General features: G+C 66.5%; 15 protein-coding genes and 1 tRNA gene. 1 reads left to right on the top strand and 15 read right to left on the bottom strand.

Annotated features, from left to right (window positions below; translation table 11 throughout):
- Positions 1 to 8: 8 nt before the first annotated feature.
- From ACX40Y_RS05445 to ACX40Y_RS05410, 8 genes are all read right to left on the bottom strand, one after another.
- On the bottom strand, positions 9 to 623 hold the full coding sequence (locus tag ACX40Y_RS05445; RefSeq protein WP_459118534.1) for a YbhB/YbcL family Raf kinase inhibitor-like protein: 615 nt from the start codon (positions 621 to 623) through the stop codon (positions 9 to 11).
- A 53-nt stretch (positions 624 to 676) separates the two neighbouring features.
- On the bottom strand, positions 677 to 1,348 hold the full coding sequence (locus ACX40Y_RS05440; RefSeq protein WP_459118533.1) for a glutathione S-transferase family protein: 672 nt from the start codon (positions 1,346 to 1,348) through the stop codon (positions 677 to 679).
- A gap of 107 nt (positions 1,349 to 1,455) precedes the next feature.
- Complete coding sequence (gene gltB / locus ACX40Y_RS05435; RefSeq protein WP_459118532.1) at positions 1,456 to 5,979, bottom strand: glutamate synthase large subunit; 4,524 nt, start codon at positions 5,977 to 5,979, stop codon at positions 1,456 to 1,458.
- Positions 5,980 to 5,987: 8 nt separating this feature from the next.
- Positions 5,988 to 6,521, bottom strand: a complete 534-nt coding sequence (locus ACX40Y_RS05430) for a hypothetical protein (RefSeq protein WP_459118531.1) — start codon at positions 6,519 to 6,521, stop codon at positions 5,988 to 5,990.
- Positions 6,518 to 7,246 (bottom strand): DUF2059 domain-containing protein, encoded by a 729-nt coding sequence (locus ACX40Y_RS05425; protein WP_459118869.1) that lies wholly within the window; start codon positions 7,244 to 7,246, stop codon positions 6,518 to 6,520. The genes ACX40Y_RS05430 and ACX40Y_RS05425 overlap by 4 nt, the downstream gene beginning before the upstream one ends.
- Positions 7,247 to 7,269: 23 nt before the next feature.
- On the bottom strand, positions 7,270 to 8,712 hold the full coding sequence (locus ACX40Y_RS05420) for an NAD(P)-dependent oxidoreductase (protein WP_459118530.1): 1,443 nt from the start codon (positions 8,710 to 8,712) through the stop codon (positions 7,270 to 7,272).
- Between the two features lie 123 nt (positions 8,713 to 8,835).
- Positions 8,836 to 9,642 carry an undecaprenyl-diphosphate phosphatase gene (locus ACX40Y_RS05415; RefSeq protein WP_459118529.1) on the bottom strand — a complete coding sequence of 269 codons (807 nt, stop codon included), beginning with the start codon at positions 9,640 to 9,642 and terminating at the stop codon, positions 8,836 to 8,838.
- Complete coding sequence (locus ACX40Y_RS05410) at positions 9,639 to 10,580, bottom strand: complex I NDUFA9 subunit family protein (RefSeq protein WP_459118528.1); 942 nt, start codon at positions 10,578 to 10,580, stop codon at positions 9,639 to 9,641. The genes ACX40Y_RS05415 and ACX40Y_RS05410 overlap by 4 nt, the downstream gene beginning before the upstream one ends.
- A gap of 141 nt (positions 10,581 to 10,721) precedes the next feature.
- Here ACX40Y_RS05410 and ACX40Y_RS05405 point away from each other — a divergent pair.
- Positions 10,722 to 10,808: transfer RNA gene (locus ACX40Y_RS05405), tRNA-Leu, on the top strand.
- A 274-nt stretch (positions 10,809 to 11,082) separates the two neighbouring features.
- On the opposite strand, the gene ACX40Y_RS05400 is transcribed toward ACX40Y_RS05405, so the two are convergent.
- The 7 genes from ACX40Y_RS05400 to ACX40Y_RS05370 form a co-directional block, all read right to left on the bottom strand.
- Entirely contained in the window at positions 11,083 to 12,495 is a 1,413-nt protein-coding gene (locus ACX40Y_RS05400; RefSeq protein ID WP_459118527.1) for a CehA/McbA family metallohydrolase domain-containing protein, read from the bottom strand.
- An 83-nt stretch (positions 12,496 to 12,578) separates the two neighbouring features.
- Positions 12,579 to 15,614 (bottom strand): TonB-dependent receptor, encoded by a 3,036-nt coding sequence (locus tag ACX40Y_RS05395; RefSeq protein ID WP_459118526.1) that lies wholly within the window; start codon positions 15,612 to 15,614, stop codon positions 12,579 to 12,581.
- Positions 15,615 to 15,698: 84 nt separating this feature from the next.
- On the bottom strand, positions 15,699 to 16,643 hold the full coding sequence (locus tag ACX40Y_RS05390) for a FecR family protein (protein ID WP_459118525.1): 945 nt from the start codon (positions 16,641 to 16,643) through the stop codon (positions 15,699 to 15,701).
- A gap of 1 nt (position 16,644) precedes the next feature.
- A complete protein-coding gene (locus tag ACX40Y_RS05385; RefSeq protein WP_459118524.1) occupies positions 16,645 to 17,145 on the bottom strand; it encodes an RNA polymerase sigma factor in 501 nt (166 codons plus the stop codon).
- 89 nt (positions 17,146 to 17,234) lie between these two features.
- The gene (locus ACX40Y_RS05380; RefSeq protein ID WP_459118523.1) at positions 17,235 to 18,365 is read right to left on the bottom strand and encodes a protein-glutamate methylesterase/protein-glutamine glutaminase; all 1,131 of its coding nucleotides are present in this window, start codon (positions 18,363 to 18,365) and stop codon (positions 17,235 to 17,237) included.
- 2 nt (positions 18,366 to 18,367) lie between these two features.
- Positions 18,368 to 19,204 carry a CheR family methyltransferase gene (locus tag ACX40Y_RS05375; protein WP_459118522.1) on the bottom strand — a complete coding sequence of 279 codons (837 nt, stop codon included), beginning with the start codon at positions 19,202 to 19,204 and terminating at the stop codon, positions 18,368 to 18,370.
- A gap of 92 nt (positions 19,205 to 19,296) precedes the next feature.
- Entirely contained in the window at positions 19,297 to 20,661 is a 1,365-nt protein-coding gene (locus ACX40Y_RS05370; RefSeq protein ID WP_459118521.1) for a methyl-accepting chemotaxis protein, read from the bottom strand.
- Positions 20,662 to 20,756: the final 95 nt, after the last annotated feature.

The following is a 20,756-nucleotide window of genomic DNA, read 5'->3' as shown; positions in this document are numbered from 1 at the left end:
CCGGTGCGTCACACCGGCGCTGTCGCGCCCACCAGCCCCGTCGGCTGCGGCTCGCCGCGCGAATAGACGCCGGTCAGCAGGCCCGCCGCCAGCACGCGGCCCGCCATCGCCTTGACAAGCGCACCGCGGCCCGGGCTTTCGCCGATCGCCGGTCCGGCGCCCAGCGCGAAAATCTGGAACGCATAATGATGCGGGCCATGCCCGGTCGGCGGGTCCGGCGGCATCCAGCCTTCGCCGAGCGAACTGTTGCGGCCGACGTCCTTGCCCTGCGCATCACCGGCACCATCGGCACGGATCGCGCCTTCCTTCAACTCGCCGTCAAGCGGCAGCCCCCAGACCAGCGCATGCACCAGCGGCTGCGGCGTCGGCGCATCGGGGTCCTCAACAATCAACGCCAGCGTCTCCGTCCCCTCCGGCACGTTCGTCCAGAACAACGGCGGCGAGACCCCCTCGCCGTCGGCGGTGAAGCGCTCGGGCATCCGTGCGCCATTGGCGAAGGCGGGGCTGGCAAGGTTCATCACCTGAAAGCTGCCGAGTTCGGGCTGAACGATCGCCAGCTTCGCGCTCCCCGCGCGGAACCCCTTCAGCGCGCTGCCAAGCCAGTGCGGCACATGTTCGAGCATTGCAGTCTCTCCCGTTGCTGCACGAACGCCCAACCGCCGGCGATTATCCTAACCTAGAGGTCGAGCTTCTCATAATCGGCCGGCGGGTTGATCCCCTCCATCCGCTCGCTCAGCAGCTGGCGAAAGCTCGGCCGGCTCTTCATCCCGATATACCAGCGTTTGGCGAGTTCGTGGCTCTTCCAGTCGATGCCGCCCAGATAGTCGGCGATCGAGATCTGCGCAGCCGCGGTAAGATCGGCGAGGCTCATCGTCGCGCCGGCGAGCCAGGTGCGGTGATCGAGCAGATAATCGATATAGTCGAGATGGCCGACCGCCGCCTTCATCGCCTCGCGCAGCACCTTGGCGTCGGGCGCCTGGCGATACACCAGCCGCTTGATCATGCGTTCGTGGAGCAGCGGCGCGGTGATGTCGCCATAGAAATGATGGTCGAACCAGACCACCAGCCGCCGGATCTCCGCGCGGTCGGTCGCGCTGCCGTTGAGCAGCGCGGTCTTGCTGACGGTTTCCTCGAAAAACTCGCAGATCACGGTCGAATCGATCAGCGTCACGCCGCGATCGGTGTCGACCATCACCGGCGTCTGCCCGGTCGGGTTCAGGTCGAGAAACTCGTCGCGGCGCTGCCACGGCGATTCGCGAACCGGCTCATAGCCGACACCCTTTTCCGCGAGCAGAAGCCGGACCTTGCGCGAGAAGGGACAGAGCGGAAATTGAAGGAGCTGCCACATGTCCCTGCCATAAGGGGCGACAATCGGGCGGGGAAGGCCCGATCTGAGCGGGGCTGAAATTGGGCGGCGGCCGGAGTCGTTTCGACCCGGCCGCCGCCGATCACGCCTTATTCCGCAGCGACTGCCTCGACCGCATCGTCGAGCGGATGCGAAAGACGGCCGAGCATTTCCTTCGGCACCACCTGCCAGAACTTGCCCACCTCGCGGTCCCAGTCCTCCAGAATACCGCGCGACCATTTGCTGTCGGTCGCCGTCGCGTGCGACGCGATCAGCGCGCGCAGTCGCTCCTCCCAATGCGCCGAAGCCAGCCGCTGCCAGGTGATGTTCTCCGGATTGGCGTGGCGTTCGAAGGTGCCGTCGACGTCGTAGACGAATGCCATGCCCCCTGTCATGCCCGCGCCGAAGTTCATGCCGACGCGGCCGAGCACCACGGCGGTGCCGCCGGTCATGTACTCGCATCCGTTCGCGCCGCAGCCTTCGACCACCACTTCGGCACCCGAGTTGCGCACCGCGAAGCGCTCGCCCGCTTGACCCGCCGCGAACAGCCGGCCCGAGGTCGCGCCATAGAGCACGGTGTTGCCGATGATCGTGTTGTTCCAGCTTTCGATCGGCGAGCTGACCAGCGGCCGCACGACGATCACGCCGCCCGACAGGCCCTTGCCCACATAATCGTTCGCATCACCGAACACTTCGAGCGTGATGCCCTTGCACAGGAAGGCGCCGAGCGACTGGCCCGCCGACCCGCGCAGCCGGACATGGACATGCCCGTCGCTGAGCGCCGACATGCCGAAGCGGTTGGTCACTTCGGACGACAGGCGCGTGCCCACCGCGCGGTGCGTGTTGCGCACCGAATAGGTGAGCTGCATCTTCTCGCGCCGCGCGAACACGGGCGCGGCGTCCTTGATCATCTGCGCGTCGAGGCTGTCCGGCACCGCATTGCGGAAGGTGCTGAGGCTGAACCGCCGCTCCGCGTCATCCGCATCCACCTTGGCGAGGATCGGGTTGAGGTCGAGATCGTCGAGATGCTCGGCACCGCGGCTGACCTGGCGAAGCAGCTCGGTGCGGCCGATCACCTCGTCCAGGCTCTTGAAGCCGAGCTTGGACAGGATCTCGCGCACTTCCTCGGCGATGAAGGTCATCAGGTTGATGACCTTTTCCGGCGTGCCGACGAACTTGGCGCGCAGCCGTTCGTCCTGCGTGCAGACGCCGACCGGACAGGTGTTCGAATGGCACTGGCGCACCATGATGCAGCCCATCGCGACCAGGCTGAGCGTGCCGATGCCGAATTCCTCCGCACCCAGGATCGCGGCGATAACGATGTCGCGCCCGGTCTTGAGCCCGCCATCGGTACGCAGGCGGACGCGGCCGCGCAGGCCGTTGAGCGTCAGCGTCTGGTTCACCTCCGACAAGCCCATTTCCCAGGGCGTGCCGGCATATTTGATCGAGGTGAAGGGCGAGGCACCCGTGCCGCCGGTGTGACCGGCGACGAGGATGACGTCGGCATGCGCCTTGGCCACGCCCGCCGCGACGGTGCCGATACCCGCCGAACTCACCAGCTTCACGCACACCCGCGCCCGCGGATTGATCTGCTTGCAGTCATAGATGAGCTGCGCCAGATCCTCGATCGAATAGATGTCGTGATGCGGCGGCGGCGAGATGAGCATCACGCCCGGCGTCGCGTGACGCAGCTTCGCGATGAACTCGGTCACCTTGAAGCCGGGCAGCTGGCCGCCCTCACCGGGCTTGGCGCCCTGCGCCACCTTGATCTCGATCTCGTCGCAGGCGTTCAGATATTCCGCCGTCACGCCGAAGCGGCCCGACGCAACCTGCTTGATCATCGAATTGGCGTTGTCGCCATTGTCATAGGGCTTGTAGCGGCTCGCATCCTCGCCGCCTTCGCCCGACACGGCGCGTGCGCCGATTCGGTTCATCGCGATCGCCAGCGTCTCGTGCGCCTCGGGACTCAGGGCGCCGAGCGACATGCCCGGCGTCACGAAGCGCTTGCGGATTTCGGTGATCGCCTCGACCTGGTCGATCGGGATGCCGCTTTCCGGGAAATTGAATTCGAGCAGATCGCGCAGATAGACCGGCGGCAGATCGCGCACCCCGCGCGAGAAGGCGAGATAGCTCGAATAGCTGTCAGTCGACACCGCGGTCTGCAGCAGGTGCATCAGCTGCGCCGAATAGGCATGCGTCTCGCCGCTATGGCGCTGGCGATAGAAGCCGCCGATCGGCAGCGCCGCCGCCGCATGCTCATAGGCGGCATCGTGACGCAGCTTTGCCGACAGATGGAGCGAGGCATAGCCTTCGCCCGAAATCTTGGCCGGCATGCCCGGGAACAGATCGTTGACCAGCGCACGGCTGAGGCCCACCGCCTCGAAATTATAGCCGCCGCGATACGAGCTGATCACCGCGATGCCCATCTTCGACAGGATCTTGAGAAGCCCCTCGTCGATCGCCTTGCGGTGGCGCTTGAGGCAGTCGGCAAGGCTCAAATCGCCGAACAGGCCGCGCGCCTGGCGGTCGACGATCGCCGCTTCGGCGAGATAGGCGTTCACCGTCGTCGCGCCGACGCCGATCAGCACCGCATAATAATGCGTGTCGAGGCACTCCGCGGTGCGGACGTTGACGCTGGCATAGGAGCGCAGCCCCCGGCGGACGAGGTGGGTATGCACCGCCGCCGCCGCCAGCACGCCGGCGATGGCAACACGGTCCGGCCCGCTATGTTCGTCGGTGAGGAACAATTCGGTGCGGCCCTCGCGCACCGCCTGCTCCGCCTCGTTGCGGATGCGCGTGATCGCCAGCCGCAATTCGTCCGGCCCGGCATCGGCCGGGAAGGTGCAGTCGATCTCCGCCGCCTGCGCGCCGAAATGCGCGCGCAGCCGGTGCCAATCGTCATTGGTCAGCACCGGGCTTTCCAGCACCAGCACCGCACCGCCATTGCCCTTGGTATCCAGGATGTTGGCGAGGTTGCCGAACCGCGTCTTGAGCGACATCACGTGCCGTTCGCGCAGCGGGTCGATCGGCGGGTTGGTCACCTGGCTGAAATTCTGGCGGAAGAACTGGCTGATCAGCCGAGGCTTGTCGGAAATCACCGCCAGCGGCGTATCGTCGCCCATCGATCCGATCGCTTCCTTGGCGGTCTCGATCATCGGCGCGAGGATCAGTTCGAGATCCTCGAGCGACTGGCCCGCCGCAATCTGCCGACGGGTGAGTTCGGCACGATCATATTGCGGCGCCTGCGCCGGCGCCGGGGCCAGATCCTCCATGCGGACAAAGCCCTTGACCATCGCGGCATAGTCCGCCTCGCCAGCCACCTGGTCCTTGATCGCGCGATCGTGAAGCAGCTTGCCCTGATCGAGGTCGACCGCGATCATCTCGCCCGGCCCCAGCCGGCCCTTCGCGACAACATTCGCCTCCGGCACCGGCACCATGCCGGTTTCCGAACCGACGATCAGCAGCCCGTCCGAGGTCTGGGTGTAGCGCAAGGGGCGAAGCGCATTGCGATCCATGCCGGCGACCGCCCAGCGGCCATCGGTCATCGCCAGCGCGGCCGGGCCGTCCCACGGCTCCATGACGCTGGCGAGATACTGGTACATCGCGGCGTGCGCCGGCGGCGTCGATTCGCCCTGCTGCCACGCCTCGGGCACCAGCATCAGCTTGGCAGTCGGCGCGTCGCGACCCGAACGGCAGATCGCCTCGAACACCGCGTCGAGCGCGGCGGTGTCCGACGCGCCCGCCGGGATCACCGGCTTGATGTCCTCGCTCTGCTCGCCGAACGCGATGCTCGCCATCTTGATCTCGTGGCTGAGCATCCAGTTCTTGTTGCCACGGATCGTGTTCACCTCGCCATTGTGGGCGAGGCAGCGGAACGGCTGCGCCAGCCACCATTGCGGGAAGGTGTTGGTGGAATAACGCTGGTGGAAGATCGCGACGCGGCTCTCGAACCGGGCGTCCTTCAGGTCGGGATAGAATTCCGACAGCGACTCGGCGAGGAACAGCCCCTTGTAGATGATCGAGCGGCACGACAGCGAACAGATGTAGAAGCCGCCGACCTGTGCCGCGATCACCCGCTTCTCGATGCGGCGGCGGATCAGATAGAGCTGCCGCTCGAACTCGGCGGCATCCATCGCATCCGGCATCGGCCCGGCGATCATGATCTGCTCGATCTCGGGGCGCGTCGCCTGCGCCTTCATGCCGATCACCGAAACATCGACCGGCACCTGGCGCCAGCCATAGATGGTGTAGCCCGCCTCGATGATCTCGCTTTCGACGATGGTGCGGCAGGTCTCCTGCGCGCCAAGGTCCGTGCGCGGCAGGAAGATCATGCCGACGGCGAGGCGGTTCGGCAGCACGCGGTGGCCGCTGCCGACGATCTGTTCGTCGAAGAAGCGCAAGGGCAGATCGACATGGATGCCGGCGCCGTCGCCGGTCTTGCCATCGGCATCGACGGCGCCGCGATGCCACACCGCCTTCAGCGCGTCGATCGCCGACTGGACGACGCGGCGCGACGACTGGCCGTCGGTCGCCGCCACCATACCCACGCCGCAGGCATCGCCTTCGAACTCGGGGCGGTACATGCCCTCGCGGGCGAGGCGCTCACGTTCGGCGCTGAGCTTGATCTGGTCCATCTCGACTCTCAATCCTTGATTCCTGCGCGCGCCAGCGTCTCGTTGCGCGCGCTTTCACATGCCGAAAAGGCATCCATGGCCTTTGAAAACATTGCGGGCATGGCTTCGCCCATCACGGCCGAAAAGCGTTCCAGCGGATAGCGCTTTGCCAATGCCGCCATTTCGCCGTCCGAGGCGCCCGCCGCGAGCCGCTGATAATCCGGGCCGGTGTAAAAGACCGTCAGTTGCTCGATCTCGTCATCGGTCAGCCGCTCGATCGCATTGCGCATGCCGTCTGCCGCCAGCTGCCGGGCGGTGTCGTTGCTGCAGCGGGCCTGTGCCGCAAAGGCATCGACGATCACCGGCTTCTGGTCCGGATGATCGGCAACCAGCGCGTCGCGTTGCGCCACCAGCGTCTCGTCGTCCGGCTCGACGACCGGTTCGCCCTCGCCCGATTCCTTTGGCAGCGCGGCGATCAGGCGATCGACGCGCGCGGCATGGTCCTGCGCGGCACCGGGGGGCGCGAGCACCAGCGCCACCGCCAGAAGGGCGAGCGGCGTCATTCCGACTCCTTGTCGTCCGCGTGGCCGTCCGAGCCCGCTTCCTGGCCCAGCAGCGCTTCGATCTTCTTGCGCTCGGCCGGCGTCAGATCGCTTTTGTCGCGCGGCGCCGGCAGATCCTTGGTCGCTTCCTGGCCCTTGGCGATCAGCGCCGGCATCGCCTTCATGATCTCTGGGACGGCCTCGGACATCGCCTCCATCATGTCGGGCCCCATCATCAGTTCCATCGACGTGCGTGCATAATGCGACCCCGCCGGCGTGGCGAAGAACCCCTGCATTTCCTGCAGCTCTGCGAGACTGAATTCGCGGGCATAGGCGCGGGCCAATGCTGTACGGATACGCGGCTCAAGCGAAGACATCAGGTCGCCCATGCCGCTCATCATGGCGCTCATCATCTTCTGCTGGCGCTCTTCCCAATGCGGGTCATAGATTTCCATGACCTCGCGAAGCGTCGTCTCACCCAGTTCGGCGGCTTCCGCTTCGCTGACACCTGCGGCGCTCGCGAACTGGCGGATCGGCAGGTCGCCGGTCATCCCGACCACAGACTGCATCATCTTGTCGAAATTTGCGCCCAACATGCGCTTGTACATGCCGTCCTGAACCAGCTGGTCAGCCACACGCTTAGCAATGGCCAGACGGGCAGGGTCGGGGGCAGGCGCCGCCGACGTCGCAGTCTGCGCGATCGCGGCGGCCGGCGCCGCCACACCGATCGCTGCCGCGACCAACATCGTCCGAAACATGCCAATCCTCCTCATGCCGCCACCGCCGGCGCCTTGGCGCGTGCCTTCATCCAGGCGTGTATGTGCGCCGCGACATCGCGGCCGTCGCGGATCGCCCAGACGACAAGGCTAGCGCCGCGGACGATGTCGCCGGCGGCGAACACGCCGTCCAGGCTGGTCATCATCGTCTTGCCGTCGGTACGCAGCGTACCCCAGCGGGTAACGCCCAGCTCGTCGGCGCCGAACAGCCTGGGCAGATCCTCGGGCTCAAAGCCCAGCGCCTTGATGACGAGATCGGCGGGCATCTGCAACGCACCGCCCGGATCGACTTCCGGCGCACGGCGGCCCGAGGCATCGGGTGCGCCGAGCCGCATCTTCGACGCGCGCACGCCGGTCACCTGATCGGCGCCGTCGAACGCTTCCGGGGCGGAGAGCCAGACAAACTCGACGCCCTCCTCCTCGGCATTGGCAACCTCGCGCTGCGAGCCCGGCATGTTCGCGCGGTCGCGGCGATAAAGGCACTTCACCGACGCCGCGCCCTGGCGGATCGCGGTGCGGACGCAGTCCATCGCCGTATCGCCGCCGCCGACCACGACGACGTTCTTGCCCGAAGCATTCAGGCTGCCATCCTCGAACGCCGGCACGCTGTCGCCGAAGCTCTTGCGGTTCGACGCCGTCAGGTAATCGAGCGCGTCGACCACGCCCTTCGCGCCGACGCCCGGCGCCTTGATGCCGCGCGGCTTGTACACACCGGTCGCCACCAGGATCGAATCATGGCGCGCACGCAGTTCGTCGAGCGTCGCGTCGCGTCCGACATCGAAATTGCGGTGGAAGACGATGCCGCCTTCCTCCAGCCGCTGGATGCGGCGCATCACCACGTCCTTTTCCAGCTTGAAGCCGGGGATGCCATAGGTGAGTAGCCCGCCCGAGCGGTCGTAGCGGTCATAGACGTGCACCGCATAGCCATAGCCGCGTAGATATTCGGCGGCCGCGAGCCCCGCCGGGCCGGCGCCGATGATGCCGACCGACTGGCCACGGTCAGGGCCAACCAGTACCGGCTCCACCCAGCCTTCGGCCCAAGCGGTGTCGGTGATGAACTTCTCGACCGAGCCGATCGTCACCGATCCGTGGCCGGAAAACTCGATCACGCAATTGCCTTCGCACAGCCGATCCTGCGGGCAGATGCGGCCGCAGATCTCCGGCATGGTCGAGGTGCTGTTCGACAGCTGATACGCCTCGCGCAGCCGCCCCTCGGCGGTCAGGCGCAGCCAGTCCGGGATATGGTTGTGCAGCGGACAATGCACCGAACAATAGGGAACGCCGCATTGCGAACAGCGCCCCGCCTGCGCCTCGGCGTCGGGCACGGCATAGCGTTCCGCAATCTCGCGGAAGTCTTCCGCCCGGATCGCAGCAGGGCGCTTGGCCGGGTAAGCCTGTCCACGCCCGACGAATTTCAGCATCGCATCATCAGCCATGCGCGCCCTGTATCGCAGAGCGCCACGGATAAAAAGACAGCAATGCTTACCTATTTTCCGCGCAGCGGCCGATTCTGCAGTCAAGCCTCGTTATTGCGAACCAGTTTTAATTCCGCTTCGGCCCTATCTCATCGAGAGCCAGATCAGCGCACCGGCGCCCGCAACGATCCGATAGAGTGCGAACGGCGTAAAACCGTGCTTGCTGACGATGCCAACAAACCATTTGATCACGGCGAGCGCCACGACGAACGCGACGAGGAAGCCGACGCCGATCTCGCCCCAGCCGACGCCGCTGGTGACGATCATTTCGCGATTCTTGACGAGTTCGAGCACCGTCGCGCCGAGCATCGTCGGGATCGCCAGGAAGAAGCTGAACTCGGCGGCGGTGCGCCGCTCGACGCCGAGCGACAGCGCGCCCATAATCGTCGCGCCAGACCGGCTTACGCCGGGGACCATCGCCAGACACTGGATGAAACCGATGCCGATTGCGCGCACCACCGGAATTTCGGCGATGCCGTGGATCGTCGCCTGCTTCACCAGCCGCTCGATCACCAGGATCGCGACGCCGCCGACAATCAGCGCCCAGGCGACGACGCGCGGCTCGCCCAGCAGCCCCTCGATCTGCTTGTGCAGCGCCAGCCCAATGACAGCGGCGGGGATGAACGCGATCAGCAGGTTGCGCACGAATCGAAGCGACACCGGATTGAGCCGGATCAGCCCGTCGAGCAGCGCCCAGAAGGTGCGCCAGTAAAGCACCACCACCGCCAGGATCGCGCCGAGCTGGATGACGACGTTGAACATCGCCCAGCGCGCCGAATCATAGCCCATCAGCTCGCTGGCGAGGATCAGGTGCCCGGTCGACGAAACCGGCAGGAATTCGGTGACCCCTTCGACGATGCCGAGCAGGATCGCGACCAGCATTTCGCTCATCGAGCGGGCGCACCGAATCGGCTGAAGCGCCCGGCGCGGCGGAACCGCACCAGCCACGAGGGCGCCACGCTCGCGAGCGGCGTCGCCGACACGCCGAGCGCGGCAAGGCCGTCGTCACCCGCAGGAACGACATTGTCGGTCTGCAGCATCGCCCATTGGTCGCGCGTGATCGGCGCGCCCGGCAGTGCGCCGAAACCGGCGATGAGCCCACCCAGCGCGTCGGGAAGCTCCAGCAGATGCGGCTTGCGGCCGATCGCGCCGGCGATCCAGCGCATCAACCCGCTCATGCTCATCACGTCAGGCCCGCCGAGCGAATAGAGCTTGCCGCCATGCGCGGCCGGATCGGCCAGTGCGGCGACCACCGCCTGCGCGACATCGGCGACATAGACCGGCTGGAACCGCGTCTCGCCGCGCAGCACCGGCACCACCGGCGCACCGGCGATCATCCCGGCAAAGCGGTTGACGAACTGGTCCTCGGGGCCGAACACGATCGAGGGCCGCAGGATCGTCGCGCCAGGGAAGGCGTGACGGACGGCGACTTCGCCCTCGGCCTTGCTGCGACCATAGGCCGACGCCGATGCCGGGTCGGCGCCGATCGCCGAAATCTGCACCATCGCGGTCGCGCCGGCTGCGGCTGCCGCCTCGGCGGCGTTGCGAGCGCCGTCGACATGGACCTTGTGGAAATCGCCCTTGAGGATCCCGACAAGGTTGACCACCGCGTCGGAGCCCTGGAGCGCGCGGGCCAGCGTCTGCGGCCTGGTCACGTCGCCGACGACGAACTGGGTCTGCCCCAAGCCGCCGAGCGGCTTCAGGAACCACGCGTCGCGCGGGCGGCGTTCGACCACGCGAACGCGCGCGCCGCCGCGCAGCAAGTCCTGCGTGACGTAGCGGCCGAGAAAGCCCCCGCCGCCGATGAGGGTTACGAGCCTGTCCTTCATCTCTGCCTCTTGTCCTGACGAGCGGCTCCCATGCCGTGTGACGGCCTAAACGGCAAGCGGCAGGCCATGTCCAATATTTTTCCGATCAAAGCCCGTTGACAACCCCGCCAATGCTCCCCTAGAGGCGCCGGCCTACCCCGTGCCCAGATGGCGGAATTGGTAGACGCACCAGCTTCAGGTGCTGGCGGGGGTAACCCCGTGGAGGTTCGAGTCCTCTTCTGGGCACCATTTTCCCCCTGATGGGCGGGACCGCTAGATTTTCTTAGTTTTGGCAACCGGTGGCACATAGCCGTGTCACGGAACGGTTTTTGTCGATAAATGGCTCGAACGTTCTGCCTGTTGAGCCATATCGCGATCGCAGCGGAGTTTGGAGAACGCGCTGCGCTAGCGCAGGCATCCATCAACGCGTGGATGGTATCCCGAGCGGAGCGACGTGTTACCCAATGCTGACCGCGGCCTCGCGGCGCGAAATTGCCGGTTAACGCCCGGCCTGCAACGCCGGTCAGTCCTTCAAATAGATGGGGTTGCCGTAGAACCAGAGATCCTGCCACGGATCCTCGTCGGCGAAATCCGGTGCGGGTTCACCCTCGCGCGTGCTGGTGCCGCGAAGCCGGAGATAGCCGTTGCCAGGCGCCGGCAAACGGTAGCGGATCACCATCATGTCGCCCTCGCGGCGCCAGTCGCGCGCGGTGAAGCGTCGGACCAGGCGGGTCGTCGGGTTGCGGTCGCCCGCGCCGCTGGTTGCGCCGCCGACGATCAGATCGACATGATCGACCCTGGGGACGACGCCCGCCGGATTGGGTCTGCTCGCCGGCCGAAAGCGGATGGTGACGGCGAGCGTCTGGCCCTTTTCCGCCTTCAGCTCGCCCCCCATCCCGGCGGTGCCCCCGGCTGCACGCGCGCTGAAATCGAGCTCCTCGATCAAGCCGCCGGTCGCTGCGAACACGCGCCCGGCGCGCAGCCCGTCCAGGATGTCGGCGGGGTCGGGCGCGGCGAACACCCAGGTCTTGGCATATTCGCCGGGCCAGAAATCGGCGCCGCCCTCGCTGCGGTGGCGGTGCGAGTCGGAGGTTGCGGTGATCGTCCACCGCACGCCCTGCCCCAGCATCGCGTCCCACGCGCCGCCCAACGTCGCGACCATCTGGTCGAAACCGCCCATCGTCGGATAGCCGCCATAGAGGCCGCGCATGCCGTGCGCCGCATCCTCGGCATGCTCCGGCGTCGCCGCCTGATGGCCGGGCGCACCCTCCATGCCGATCGCGACGCGCGGCGCGGCATCGTGCCAGCGGATATATTCGGCCGGGGCGTGCAGACCCCATCTGCCGAAGCCAGTGGCGGTACGCGAGGGATGGTTGGCGATCAGCACCGGCGGCACCGGCAGCGCCCCCATATAGCGCAGCGCCTCGATCATCCGCGCCTTGGTGCTTCGCGCAGGGTCCGGCGGAAACGCCTCGCGCTTGCCGAACCGCGATTCGATGTCGCGCAGCATGTCGCGCTCGCCCGGCCCCGTCGGCAGGATCAGGCTGGCATGTTCGCCGCCGGGCACGTCGAACTCCCAGCCATAGAACAACGTCAGCCCGGGCACCGCCGCGCGCGCGGCCACCACATCGGGCCAGGCGCGATCATGGTTGAGCGCCGAGTGCGCCGGCCCGCCATGATCGGTCGACACCATCCAGTCGAGCCCGAAGCGCCGGGCCATTTGCGCGTTCTGGAGGATGGTATGAATCCCGTCGCCACCAATCTCGGGTTCGGGCAGCATGTCGGGATGCGCCGCATCCTCGCGATAACGGGCGCTGTAAATGCTGTGGACGTGATGGTCGCCCGCCAGCCAGCGCCGTGCCCGGTCCGGTTGCGCCGCCGCCGGGCTCGCCAGACCAGCCAGCGACAGCAGAATGAGGATCGAAGCGCGGAGCATTGGCGTCTCACCGGAGTCAGGAAATGAAAAAAGGCAAAGGAGGGACGCCGCGATTAACGCGGCGCCCCTCCCCTATGTGACGATCAGAATTTGGCGCGGACGCCGAAATTCACCGTGCGGCCAAAGGTGTGGATTTCGCTGAACTCGTCACGCGAGCCCGCAAACGACACCTGGCGCTGGTCGAACAGGTTCACCGCCTGCGCAAACAGCTCGATATTGGGCTTCACCCGATAGCTGGTGCCCAGATCGACGATGCCGAACCCCTTCTGATAAAAGGCGACGACATCCTCCGCCGTCGGCAGCGAGGTCACCACCGCACCCGAGTCGGTGATATAGTCGCTGCGATAGGTGTAGCTGACGTTGATTTCGAACGGCCCGCTTTCGAAGAACGGCGTGATCGAATAGCTGACGTCGGACACGCCCTGAATGCCGGCGGTCTGCAGGCCGACGCCCGTGCGATCGAGCTCGAGCTTGGTCGTCGCGAAGGTCGCGGTCGCCGTCACGCCCAGGCCGAACGGCAGCTTGTTGGTATAGCCGAATTCGACGCCCGAGATCTTGGCATCGCCCACATTGGTGGGCGTGGCGACGAGGATGTCGACCGGCAGCGTCGAGCCGTCCTTCACCGCAAAGGCCAGCGTGCGCGTCTCGAAGTCCGACGCGACATAGTCGCTGACGTCCTTGTGGAACGCCGCCACCGTGAACGCGCCGAACTTGTCGAAATACCATTCGAACGATGCGTCGAAATTCCACGCAGTATAAGGCCGCAGATTGGGATTGCCGGCCGATGCCTGGAGGTTGAGCGTCGGATCCTGCAGCGCGGCAGCGCCTTCGTTATAGATGGTCGTGACCGTCACGCTGTTGGTGTTGATCGAATTGCGCAGTTCGGAAAGCGACGGGCGCGTCATCGTCTTGGCGATGCCGAGGCGCAGTTGCACATTGTCGTTGAACTTGAACATCGCATTCGCGCTGGGCAGCCATTCGGTATAGCTGGCCCGCGTCGTCACCGGCGTCACCTCGGTCGTCACGCCGCCATTGCCGTCGTCCACCGGCGACACCGTCGTACCCTGAACGTCGGTGCGCGTCCGCACATAGCGAAGGCCGATATTGCCGCTCAGCGGCACATCGCCCATCGACGATTCGAAATCGAGGCGGCCATAGCCAGCGGTGATCTCTTCGCCGATGCGATAGGAATTCTGGAGATCGGCGGCGGTCGGCGCCAGATCATCGGCACTGGGGCTCACGCCGTCATATTCGCTGCCCAGCGTGAAGTTCTGGTTGAACAGCGACCAGTCGACATTCTTCCAGGCCTGGAACTGGCCGATCGACTGGTCGAAGGCGTTGGACGGCACCGGATAGGCAAGATAATCGGCTGTCAGCGTTTCACCGGAGCGCAGCGACGTGCTGTTGCGGTCGCGGCGCTGATAGTCGCGGTAGCGATCCGAATATTGGCCGCCGAAACGCAGCCGGGTGAAGCGGAAACCACCGATCCCCAGATCGAGGTCGCGCGCCACGTTCAGCACGCCGGTCTTGTCCTCGTCCGTCGAATTGATCGGCCGCACCGCGAAGCTTTCGAACTTCATCGCCGATCCGTCGGTGAGGTCAAGATCGGTGAACAGCGCGTTGACCTTGCCGTCCTTGAGCACGTCATTGCTGAAATCGAAGGTCAGGTTGCCGCCCGCGCCGCTGGCGGTGCGATACTGGACGCGCTGGATCGGCGTATCGAGGTCGCTGTCCGCCCGCGCATAGCTGACGCGCGGCTCAATGTGCCAGCCGCCGAAATCGAGCTTCAGCTTGGCGTTGAGCTGAAGGTTCTTGTGAACCTGGTCCATATATTCGGCATAGTTGCGGATGCGCGCGCCGCGGATCGTGCCGGCCACCAGCCGCCCGTCCTCGACCACCGCCGTCGCCGGATCGAGCCGGGCGATCTGGCTCGGGATGTAATAGGTCAGGCGACGTTCGATCGTCTCGTTCTCGAACCGCGAATAGAGGCCGTCGAGCTCCAGTTCGACGCCGGGCGTCGGGCGCCACTGCATGCCGAGCACCGCGCTCAGCCGCTCGCGATTTTCCAGTTCGAGATAGGGCTGGGCATCGCCGGGCGCGCGGATTGTCCCGAAACCGGGCACATCGGTATCCTGCCAGCCGACGCGCAGCCGATCGAACTGGACCTCGCGCTTGGTATAGGAAAGGCCGGTGAGCAGGCCGATGGTCTGCGCCTGGTTGCGCCAGCCGGCGGAGATCGCGCCGTTCGGGTTCACCGTGTCGGTGCGTTCCTCATAGCCCGCATAGGCGCTGGCGGCGATGAAGGGGGTACGATCAAGCGGCTTGATCAGGCGGATGTCGACGGTCGAGCCGATCCCACTTTCGGTCAGGTCCGCCGTCGGCGACTTGATGACGACCACGCTGTCGATCAGTGTCGCCGGCAGCACCTGAAGCCGGAACTGGCGTCCCGACTGGCCCGAGTTGCGGATATTCTCGTTATACGCCAGCGGCATGCCGTCAAAGGTGACCGCCTGGAAATTCGGACCGAGGCCGCGCACGCTGATGAACTGGCCCTCGCCGGCTTCGCGCACGATGGTCACGCCGGGCACGCGCTGGAGCGCTTCTGCCACGTTGAACGCCGGCAGCTTGCCGATATCAGCCGCAACCACCGCGTCGGCGATCGAATCCGCGTTGCGCTTGACGTCGAGCGAGCGCTCGACGCCGTCCGAGAAAGTGGCGGTGACGACGATCTCGTCGCCGGGCGCGGCGGCCTCCTGAGCCGTGGCTTGCGAGGTCTGGCGCGGCGGGGTGGCCTGCGCTCGGACGATCAGCGCGCCCGATGCGTCGCGCACAACCGTCAGCGGCTTGCCCGCGATCAGCCGGCGCAGCGCGGTTTCGGCGTCAAATTCGCCCGACAGCGCCGGCGCGGTCAGCTGCGCCACGGCATCGCGGGTGAACAGGATGTCGCTGCCGCTCTGGCGCGCCAGCTGTTCGAGCGCACGGTCCATCGGCTGTGCCGCGATCGCGATGCGCACCCGGCGTTCGGCGGCCTGCGCCTCCACGGTGGTGGCGATGGCGAGCGTGGAAAGCGTGAGCGCAAGCGCCGCCGACCGGCAGAGCTGCCGCTTGAAATTGGTCATGAAGTCAGTCCCCGTTTCGCGCTCCCTGCGAGCGCCCCGCCTGTCGACGACCGGCAACGGGTTTTCCCCACCCCCCGGATGGAATTATTTTTTGCTCGACGCCGAAACCCGGATCGTCTCGCCGTCCGAAGTGACGCGGACCGGCAACAGGATCGCCACCGATCGCGCGAACGCCTCGGGATCGCCCACCCGGTACACGCCGCTTAGGCGCATCGCCGCCGCCCGCGGATCGGCGACGATCAGCGTGTGCGGCGTGTATCGGTTCATCTCGGCGGCGGCATCGGCGAGCGTATCGTCCCGGAAGGCGAGCCGGCCGCTCTGCCAGGCGACCAGATCGTCGAGATCAGGCCGATCCAGCCGGTCGGCATGGCCTGCCTGCATCGCGATACGGCTGCCTGGCGGAATCGATACCGGCGCGCCGGGCGCATCGATCCGCACGCTGCCCTGGATCGCGGTCACTGCGGCACCCCTGTCATCGCGGCGCAAGTCGAGCCGTCCGGCGCGCGTCGTCGCCCGCCGATCGCCCATGTCGACGACAAAGGGCCGCGGGTCGCGGGCGATTTCAACATCGATGCGGCCGGTGCGAAGCGCCAGCATCCGCACATCCGCGCGCGCGCGGAAACGAACCTGCGTGTTGGTATCGAGCATCACCCGGCTGCCATCGGCAAGCACCAGCCGGCGCTGCTCACCGATGCCGGTGGTGTAGACGCCGGCATTGGCCTCGCGCCAGCCAAGCATCGTGCCGCCGGCCACGATCGCGGCGGCGCCGCCGGCCAGCACCATCCGGCGCGACATGCGTGCTGTCGCCAGCGCAGGAACCGGCGCCTCGGAAACGGTGTCGTCGCGCAGCCCGCCAACCGCGTCCCACACCGTCGATGCACGCGAAAAGGCGTCGCGGTGCAACGGATCGGCCGTCAGCCACCTCCGGAATGCCGCCTCGTCCTCGGCCGTCCGATCATCCGCGTGCAATCGCGCCAGCCAGTCCCCCGCCTGCCGGTTCACATTTTCCGGCTCACTGCGGAAGATCACGTCACCAATGCTCCATCCACTCGGTCAGATAGGCCATCGCCCTGGCGATGTGCTTTTCGACGGCACTCTGGCTGATGCCCAGCGCCTGCGCGATCTCGCGATATTTACGGCCATCGAGCCGGTGCATCAAGAATATCTCGCGCGTCCGCGGGCTCAGTTGCTCGACGCCGCCGCGCAACCGTTCGAGCCGATGGCGCGCGATCAGCACATCATCCTGACGCGGCCGGAAATCGGCGATCATCTCGGTGGCGATGCCATCGGCGACCAGCATCGCCCCCATCCGGCGCTCGCGGCGATAGGCGTCGAGCCCGCGATTGGCGGCACTGCGCGCGATCAGCGCTTCGGGATTCCGGATGTCGGGGCGCCGCTCCGCGAGCCCGATCCAGGCATCGTGCAGCAGATCCTCCGCATCGTCGCGCCGCGTCATCCGCGCGATCTGGTTGCGCAGCCGCGCCCAGCCCGATTCGATCGTCCCTGCGTTTCCCGTCCGGCGCCCGCTCATGAAAGCGCGCGCTAGAAACCGGTCGATACGCTTTGATGACATATCGGGGACGCCGGGATGACGCCCGCGCAAAAAACCTCGGCCGGCCCTCAGCCGGATTTCGCGGGGCGATTGCCGAACCCGGTGATCTCGGCCGCCATCCTCCCAAGCGGCGCGATCTTCTGCGCCGCGCCGAGCTCGATCGCCTCCTTCGGCATGCCAAACACGACGCAGCTCGCTTCGTCCTGCGCGATGGTACGTGCGCCCGCCTCGCGCATCTCGAGCAGCCCGGTCGCGCCGTCATCACCCATGCCGGTCAGCAACATGCCGAGCGCGTTTCCGCCGGCCTGTTGCGCCACCGAGCGGAACAGCACGTCGACCGAGGGGCGATGCCGCGAGACCAGCGGTCCGTCAAACACCCGCACCTTGTAGTTCTGACCGACCCGCACCAGCGCCATATGGTGGCCGCCGGGCGCGATCAGCGCGCGCCCCGGCAGCACCGCATCGCCATCCTCGGCTTCCTTCACCGCGATGTCGCACTCCATGTCGAGCCGGCGCGCGAAGGCGGCGGTGAAATGTTCGGGCATGTGCTGGACGATGACGATGCCGGGGCAATCGCGCAGTCCCCGGAGCACCTGGCCGATCGCGTCGGTGCCGCCGGTCGATGCGCCGATGGCGACAACCGGCACCGTCTTGGGCACCGCGCGCGGCGGGCGCGGCGCAAGGACAGAGTCGGCATTCAGCTTCGGCGGAACGTCGAGCGTGATCGGCGGCTGGCGGCGGCCGCGCAACTGCACGCGCGCGGCGGTGCAGGCGATGTCGCACAGCGCCTTGCCTTGTTCGCGCAATGCCATCGCGGAATTCTGCACCGGTTTCGCCACCACCTCGACCGCGCCCAGATCGAGCGCCTTGAGGAACACGTCGCTGCCTTCGGTGGCGATCGTCGAGCAGATCACGGTCGGGATCGGGCGCTGCGCCATGATCTTCTGAAGAAAGGTCAGCCCGTCCATCCGCGGCATCTCGATGTCGAGGAACAGCACATCGGGCAGTTCCTTCGCCATGCGCTGGGCCGCGACATAGGGGTCGGATGCCATCGCGATCACTTCCAGCCGCGGATCGGCTTCGAAGATCGCGGCTAGGCCCATCCGCACCGACGGCGAATCGTCGACGATCATCACGCGCACCTTGCGCGGATCGCGTGCATTGCGCCGATCGCGCGCGATCAGGCCCGTATCCGGCATCGCTAAACCTGGAAGACGGCGGGCTCTACCTGCTTCAGCCCGACCTCGACGCCGATCATCGACTCGGAATGGCCGAGCAGCAGATAGCCGCCCTTGTGAAGATGGGTGCAGAGCCGCCGGATCACCGCATGCTGCACGTCGCGCTCGAAATAGATCAGCACATTGCGCAGCAGGATCACGTCGAACGTGCGATCATACGGGTAATGGGCGTCCATCAGGTTGAGCTCAGCGAATTTCGCCCGCGACCGCAATTCCGGGACGATACGCACGCGGGCATCCCCGGCCGAGCGGCTCTCCATCGTATAGCGCCGCTGCATCGGCTCCGGCACCGGCTCGATCATCGCCGCCGGGTAGACCGCCTGGCGCGCAGCCGCGATCATCGTGCTGGCGATGTCGGTGCCTAGAATGCGGAAATCGAACGCCGCGCCCGCCCGTATCGCCTCGGACAGCACCATCGCCAGCGTATAAGCCTCGGCTCCGTTCGAACTCGCCGCGCTCCAGAATTTCAGCGGCGCACCGCTCGTGCGCGCCCGCAACAGCGCCGGCAGTGCGACCTCGCGCAGAAAATCGAAATGGCGCGGCTCGCGGAAAAAGTCGGTCTTGTTGGTGGTGGAAATATCCACCAGGTGACGCGCCTCCGCGGCGAGATTGGCCGGATCGGCCAGGAAGTCGCAATAGGCGCCGATCGAAGCGAACCCGGCCTCACGCGCACGCCGCGCCACCCGCCCCTCGATCATCGACCGCTTGGTTTCGGGCAGCTTGATCCCGGCGTGGCGGGTCACCAGCGTCGCGATGCGGTTGAAATTCTCGGTGCTCAGCCGGTCGGCGGTCAGCAGCATCTGAGTATCGCCGGTGGCCTGGCGGCTGCGGCGGGCTGTTTGCCATCCCGCCGCGTCCCGTTGGCAATCGAGTTCATCCTCATGGCGCGCAATCAGGCCGATCGCCGGACGAACTGCGAGTCGAGCGAATCACCGTCTTCGCCCAGATCGAAGCTGAAGCTGTCGCCGCCGCCGCGCCGCATCTGCGGTGCACTCTTGGCGATCGCCTTTTCGATCCGCGATCGGCTGGGCATTCCCCCCCTCTGCGGCCGGCCGCGCGCGGTGCCGTCGAGCGTGAAATAGCTGAGCGAGCTCTGGAGCTGCTCGGCCTGCGACGCCAGCTGCCCGGCGGTGGAGGCCAGTTCCTCGGCGGCATTGGTGTTCTGCTGCGCCACCTGGTCGAGCTGCTGGATCGCGGTGTTGATCTGCCCGGCGCCAATCGACTGTTCGCGCTGGCTGGCGGCGATGTCCTCGACGAGTTCGGACGTGCGCTGGATATCCGGCACCAGCTTGGTCAGCATCTCGCCGGCGGTCTGCGCGGCAGCGACGGTGTTCGACGAGAGCGACGAGATTTCCTGCGCCGCCGCCTGGCTGCGCTCGGCGAGCTTGCGCACTTCGGATGCGACGACCGCAAAGCCGCGGCCATGTTCGCCGGCCCGCGCCGCCTCGACCGCGGCGTTGAGCGCCAGCAGATCGGTCTGGCGGGCGATTTCCTGCACCACCATGATCTTCTCGGCGATCGTCTGCATCGCGGACACTGCGGTTCGCACGGTCTCGCCGCTCGCGATCGCGTGGCTGGCCGATTCTCGCGCCATCTTCTCGGTCTGCACCGCATTCTCGGCGCACTGCTTGATCGTCGCCGCCATCTGCTCCATCGCCGACGATGCCTCTTCGGTCGACGCGGCCTGTTCGGTCGCGCCCTGCGACAGCTGCTCGGCCGTTGCCGACATTTCCTGGCTACCCTCGGCCACGCCTGACGCCACCTGGGCGACCTCGCCGATCACGTCGCGCAACCGCTCGACCGCCTGATTGTAGAAGCTGCGCAGCTCGACATAGGCCGGCGGGAATTCCTGATCGATCGTCCGCGTCAGATCACCGCGCGAAAGCTGTTCGAGCACCGGGCGCAGCGCCGAAACGACCTCCTTCTGATCGACCGCCATGCCTCGAAACGTCTTCATCGCGCGGGTCAGCCGGCCGACACAATCGGTATAGTCGGTGAACTGGATCGGGCTGTCGAGATCGCCATCGGCCAGTCCCTCCATGCGCAGCACGGTGGTGACATAGGGATCGGCGATCGCCGATCGGAACAGGCAACCCAGCACGATCGAGGTCGCGATCGTCACGACGCCGAAGATGCCGGCATAGGGTTGCGGCGCCAGAACGCCGACGATCACGGTTGCGGTGAGCAGCGTCGTCATCGTGATGAAGACGACTGACAGCTTTTTGCGGATGGGGGCATTCGCCCGAAACCAATGCACGACCAGTTTCCTTTCAGTCAGAACAGAGTGGCCCGGGCACGGGCCGCGAGGTTGATGTGATATCCAGCGGGTTCAAGCCGGATCATGCTGCCTGG

The sequence above is a fragment of the Sphingomonas sp. RS6 genome (assembly GCF_054489705.1).
The sequence above is the reverse complement of the archived record's forward strand: the minus strand, read 5'-3'. Positions and strand labels throughout refer to the sequence as shown.

Coding starts and splice junctions, on each gene's coding strand:
- ACX40Y_RS05445 (WP_459118534.1), bottom strand. CDS start 623: ATGCTCGAACATGTGCCGCACTGGCTTGGCAGCGCGCTGAAGGGGTTC.
- ACX40Y_RS05440 (WP_459118533.1), bottom strand. CDS start 1,348: ATGTGGCAGCTCCTTCAATTTCCGCTCTGTCCCTTCTCGCGCAAGGTC.
- gltB (WP_459118532.1), bottom strand. CDS start 5,979: ATGGACCAGATCAAGCTCAGCGCCGAACGTGAGCGCCTCGCCCGCGAG.
- ACX40Y_RS05430 (WP_459118531.1), bottom strand. CDS start 6,521: ATGACGCCGCTCGCCCTTCTGGCGGTGGCGCTGGTGCTCGCGCCCCCC.
- ACX40Y_RS05425 (WP_459118869.1), bottom strand. CDS start 7,246: ATGTTGGTCGCGGCAGCGATCGGTGTGGCGGCGCCGGCCGCCGCGATC.
- ACX40Y_RS05420 (WP_459118530.1), bottom strand. CDS start 8,712: ATGGCTGATGATGCGATGCTGAAATTCGTCGGGCGTGGACAGGCTTAC.
- ACX40Y_RS05415 (WP_459118529.1), bottom strand. CDS start 9,642: ATGAGCGAAATGCTGGTCGCGATCCTGCTCGGCATCGTCGAAGGGGTC.
- ACX40Y_RS05410 (WP_459118528.1), bottom strand. CDS start 10,580: ATGAAGGACAGGCTCGTAACCCTCATCGGCGGCGGGGGCTTTCTCGGC.
- ACX40Y_RS05400 (WP_459118527.1), bottom strand. CDS start 12,495: ATGCTCCGCGCTTCGATCCTCATTCTGCTGTCGCTGGCTGGTCTGGCG.
- ACX40Y_RS05395 (WP_459118526.1), bottom strand. CDS start 15,614: ATGACCAATTTCAAGCGGCAGCTCTGCCGGTCGGCGGCGCTTGCGCTC.
- ACX40Y_RS05385 (WP_459118524.1), bottom strand. CDS start 17,145: ATGAGCGGGCGCCGGACGGGAAACGCAGGGACGATCGAATCGGGCTGG.
- ACX40Y_RS05380 (WP_459118523.1), bottom strand. CDS start 18,365: ATGCCGGATACGGGCCTGATCGCGCGCGATCGGCGCAATGCACGCGAT.
- ACX40Y_RS05375 (WP_459118522.1), bottom strand. CDS start 19,204: ATGCTGCTGACCGCCGACCGGCTGAGCACCGAGAATTTCAACCGCATC.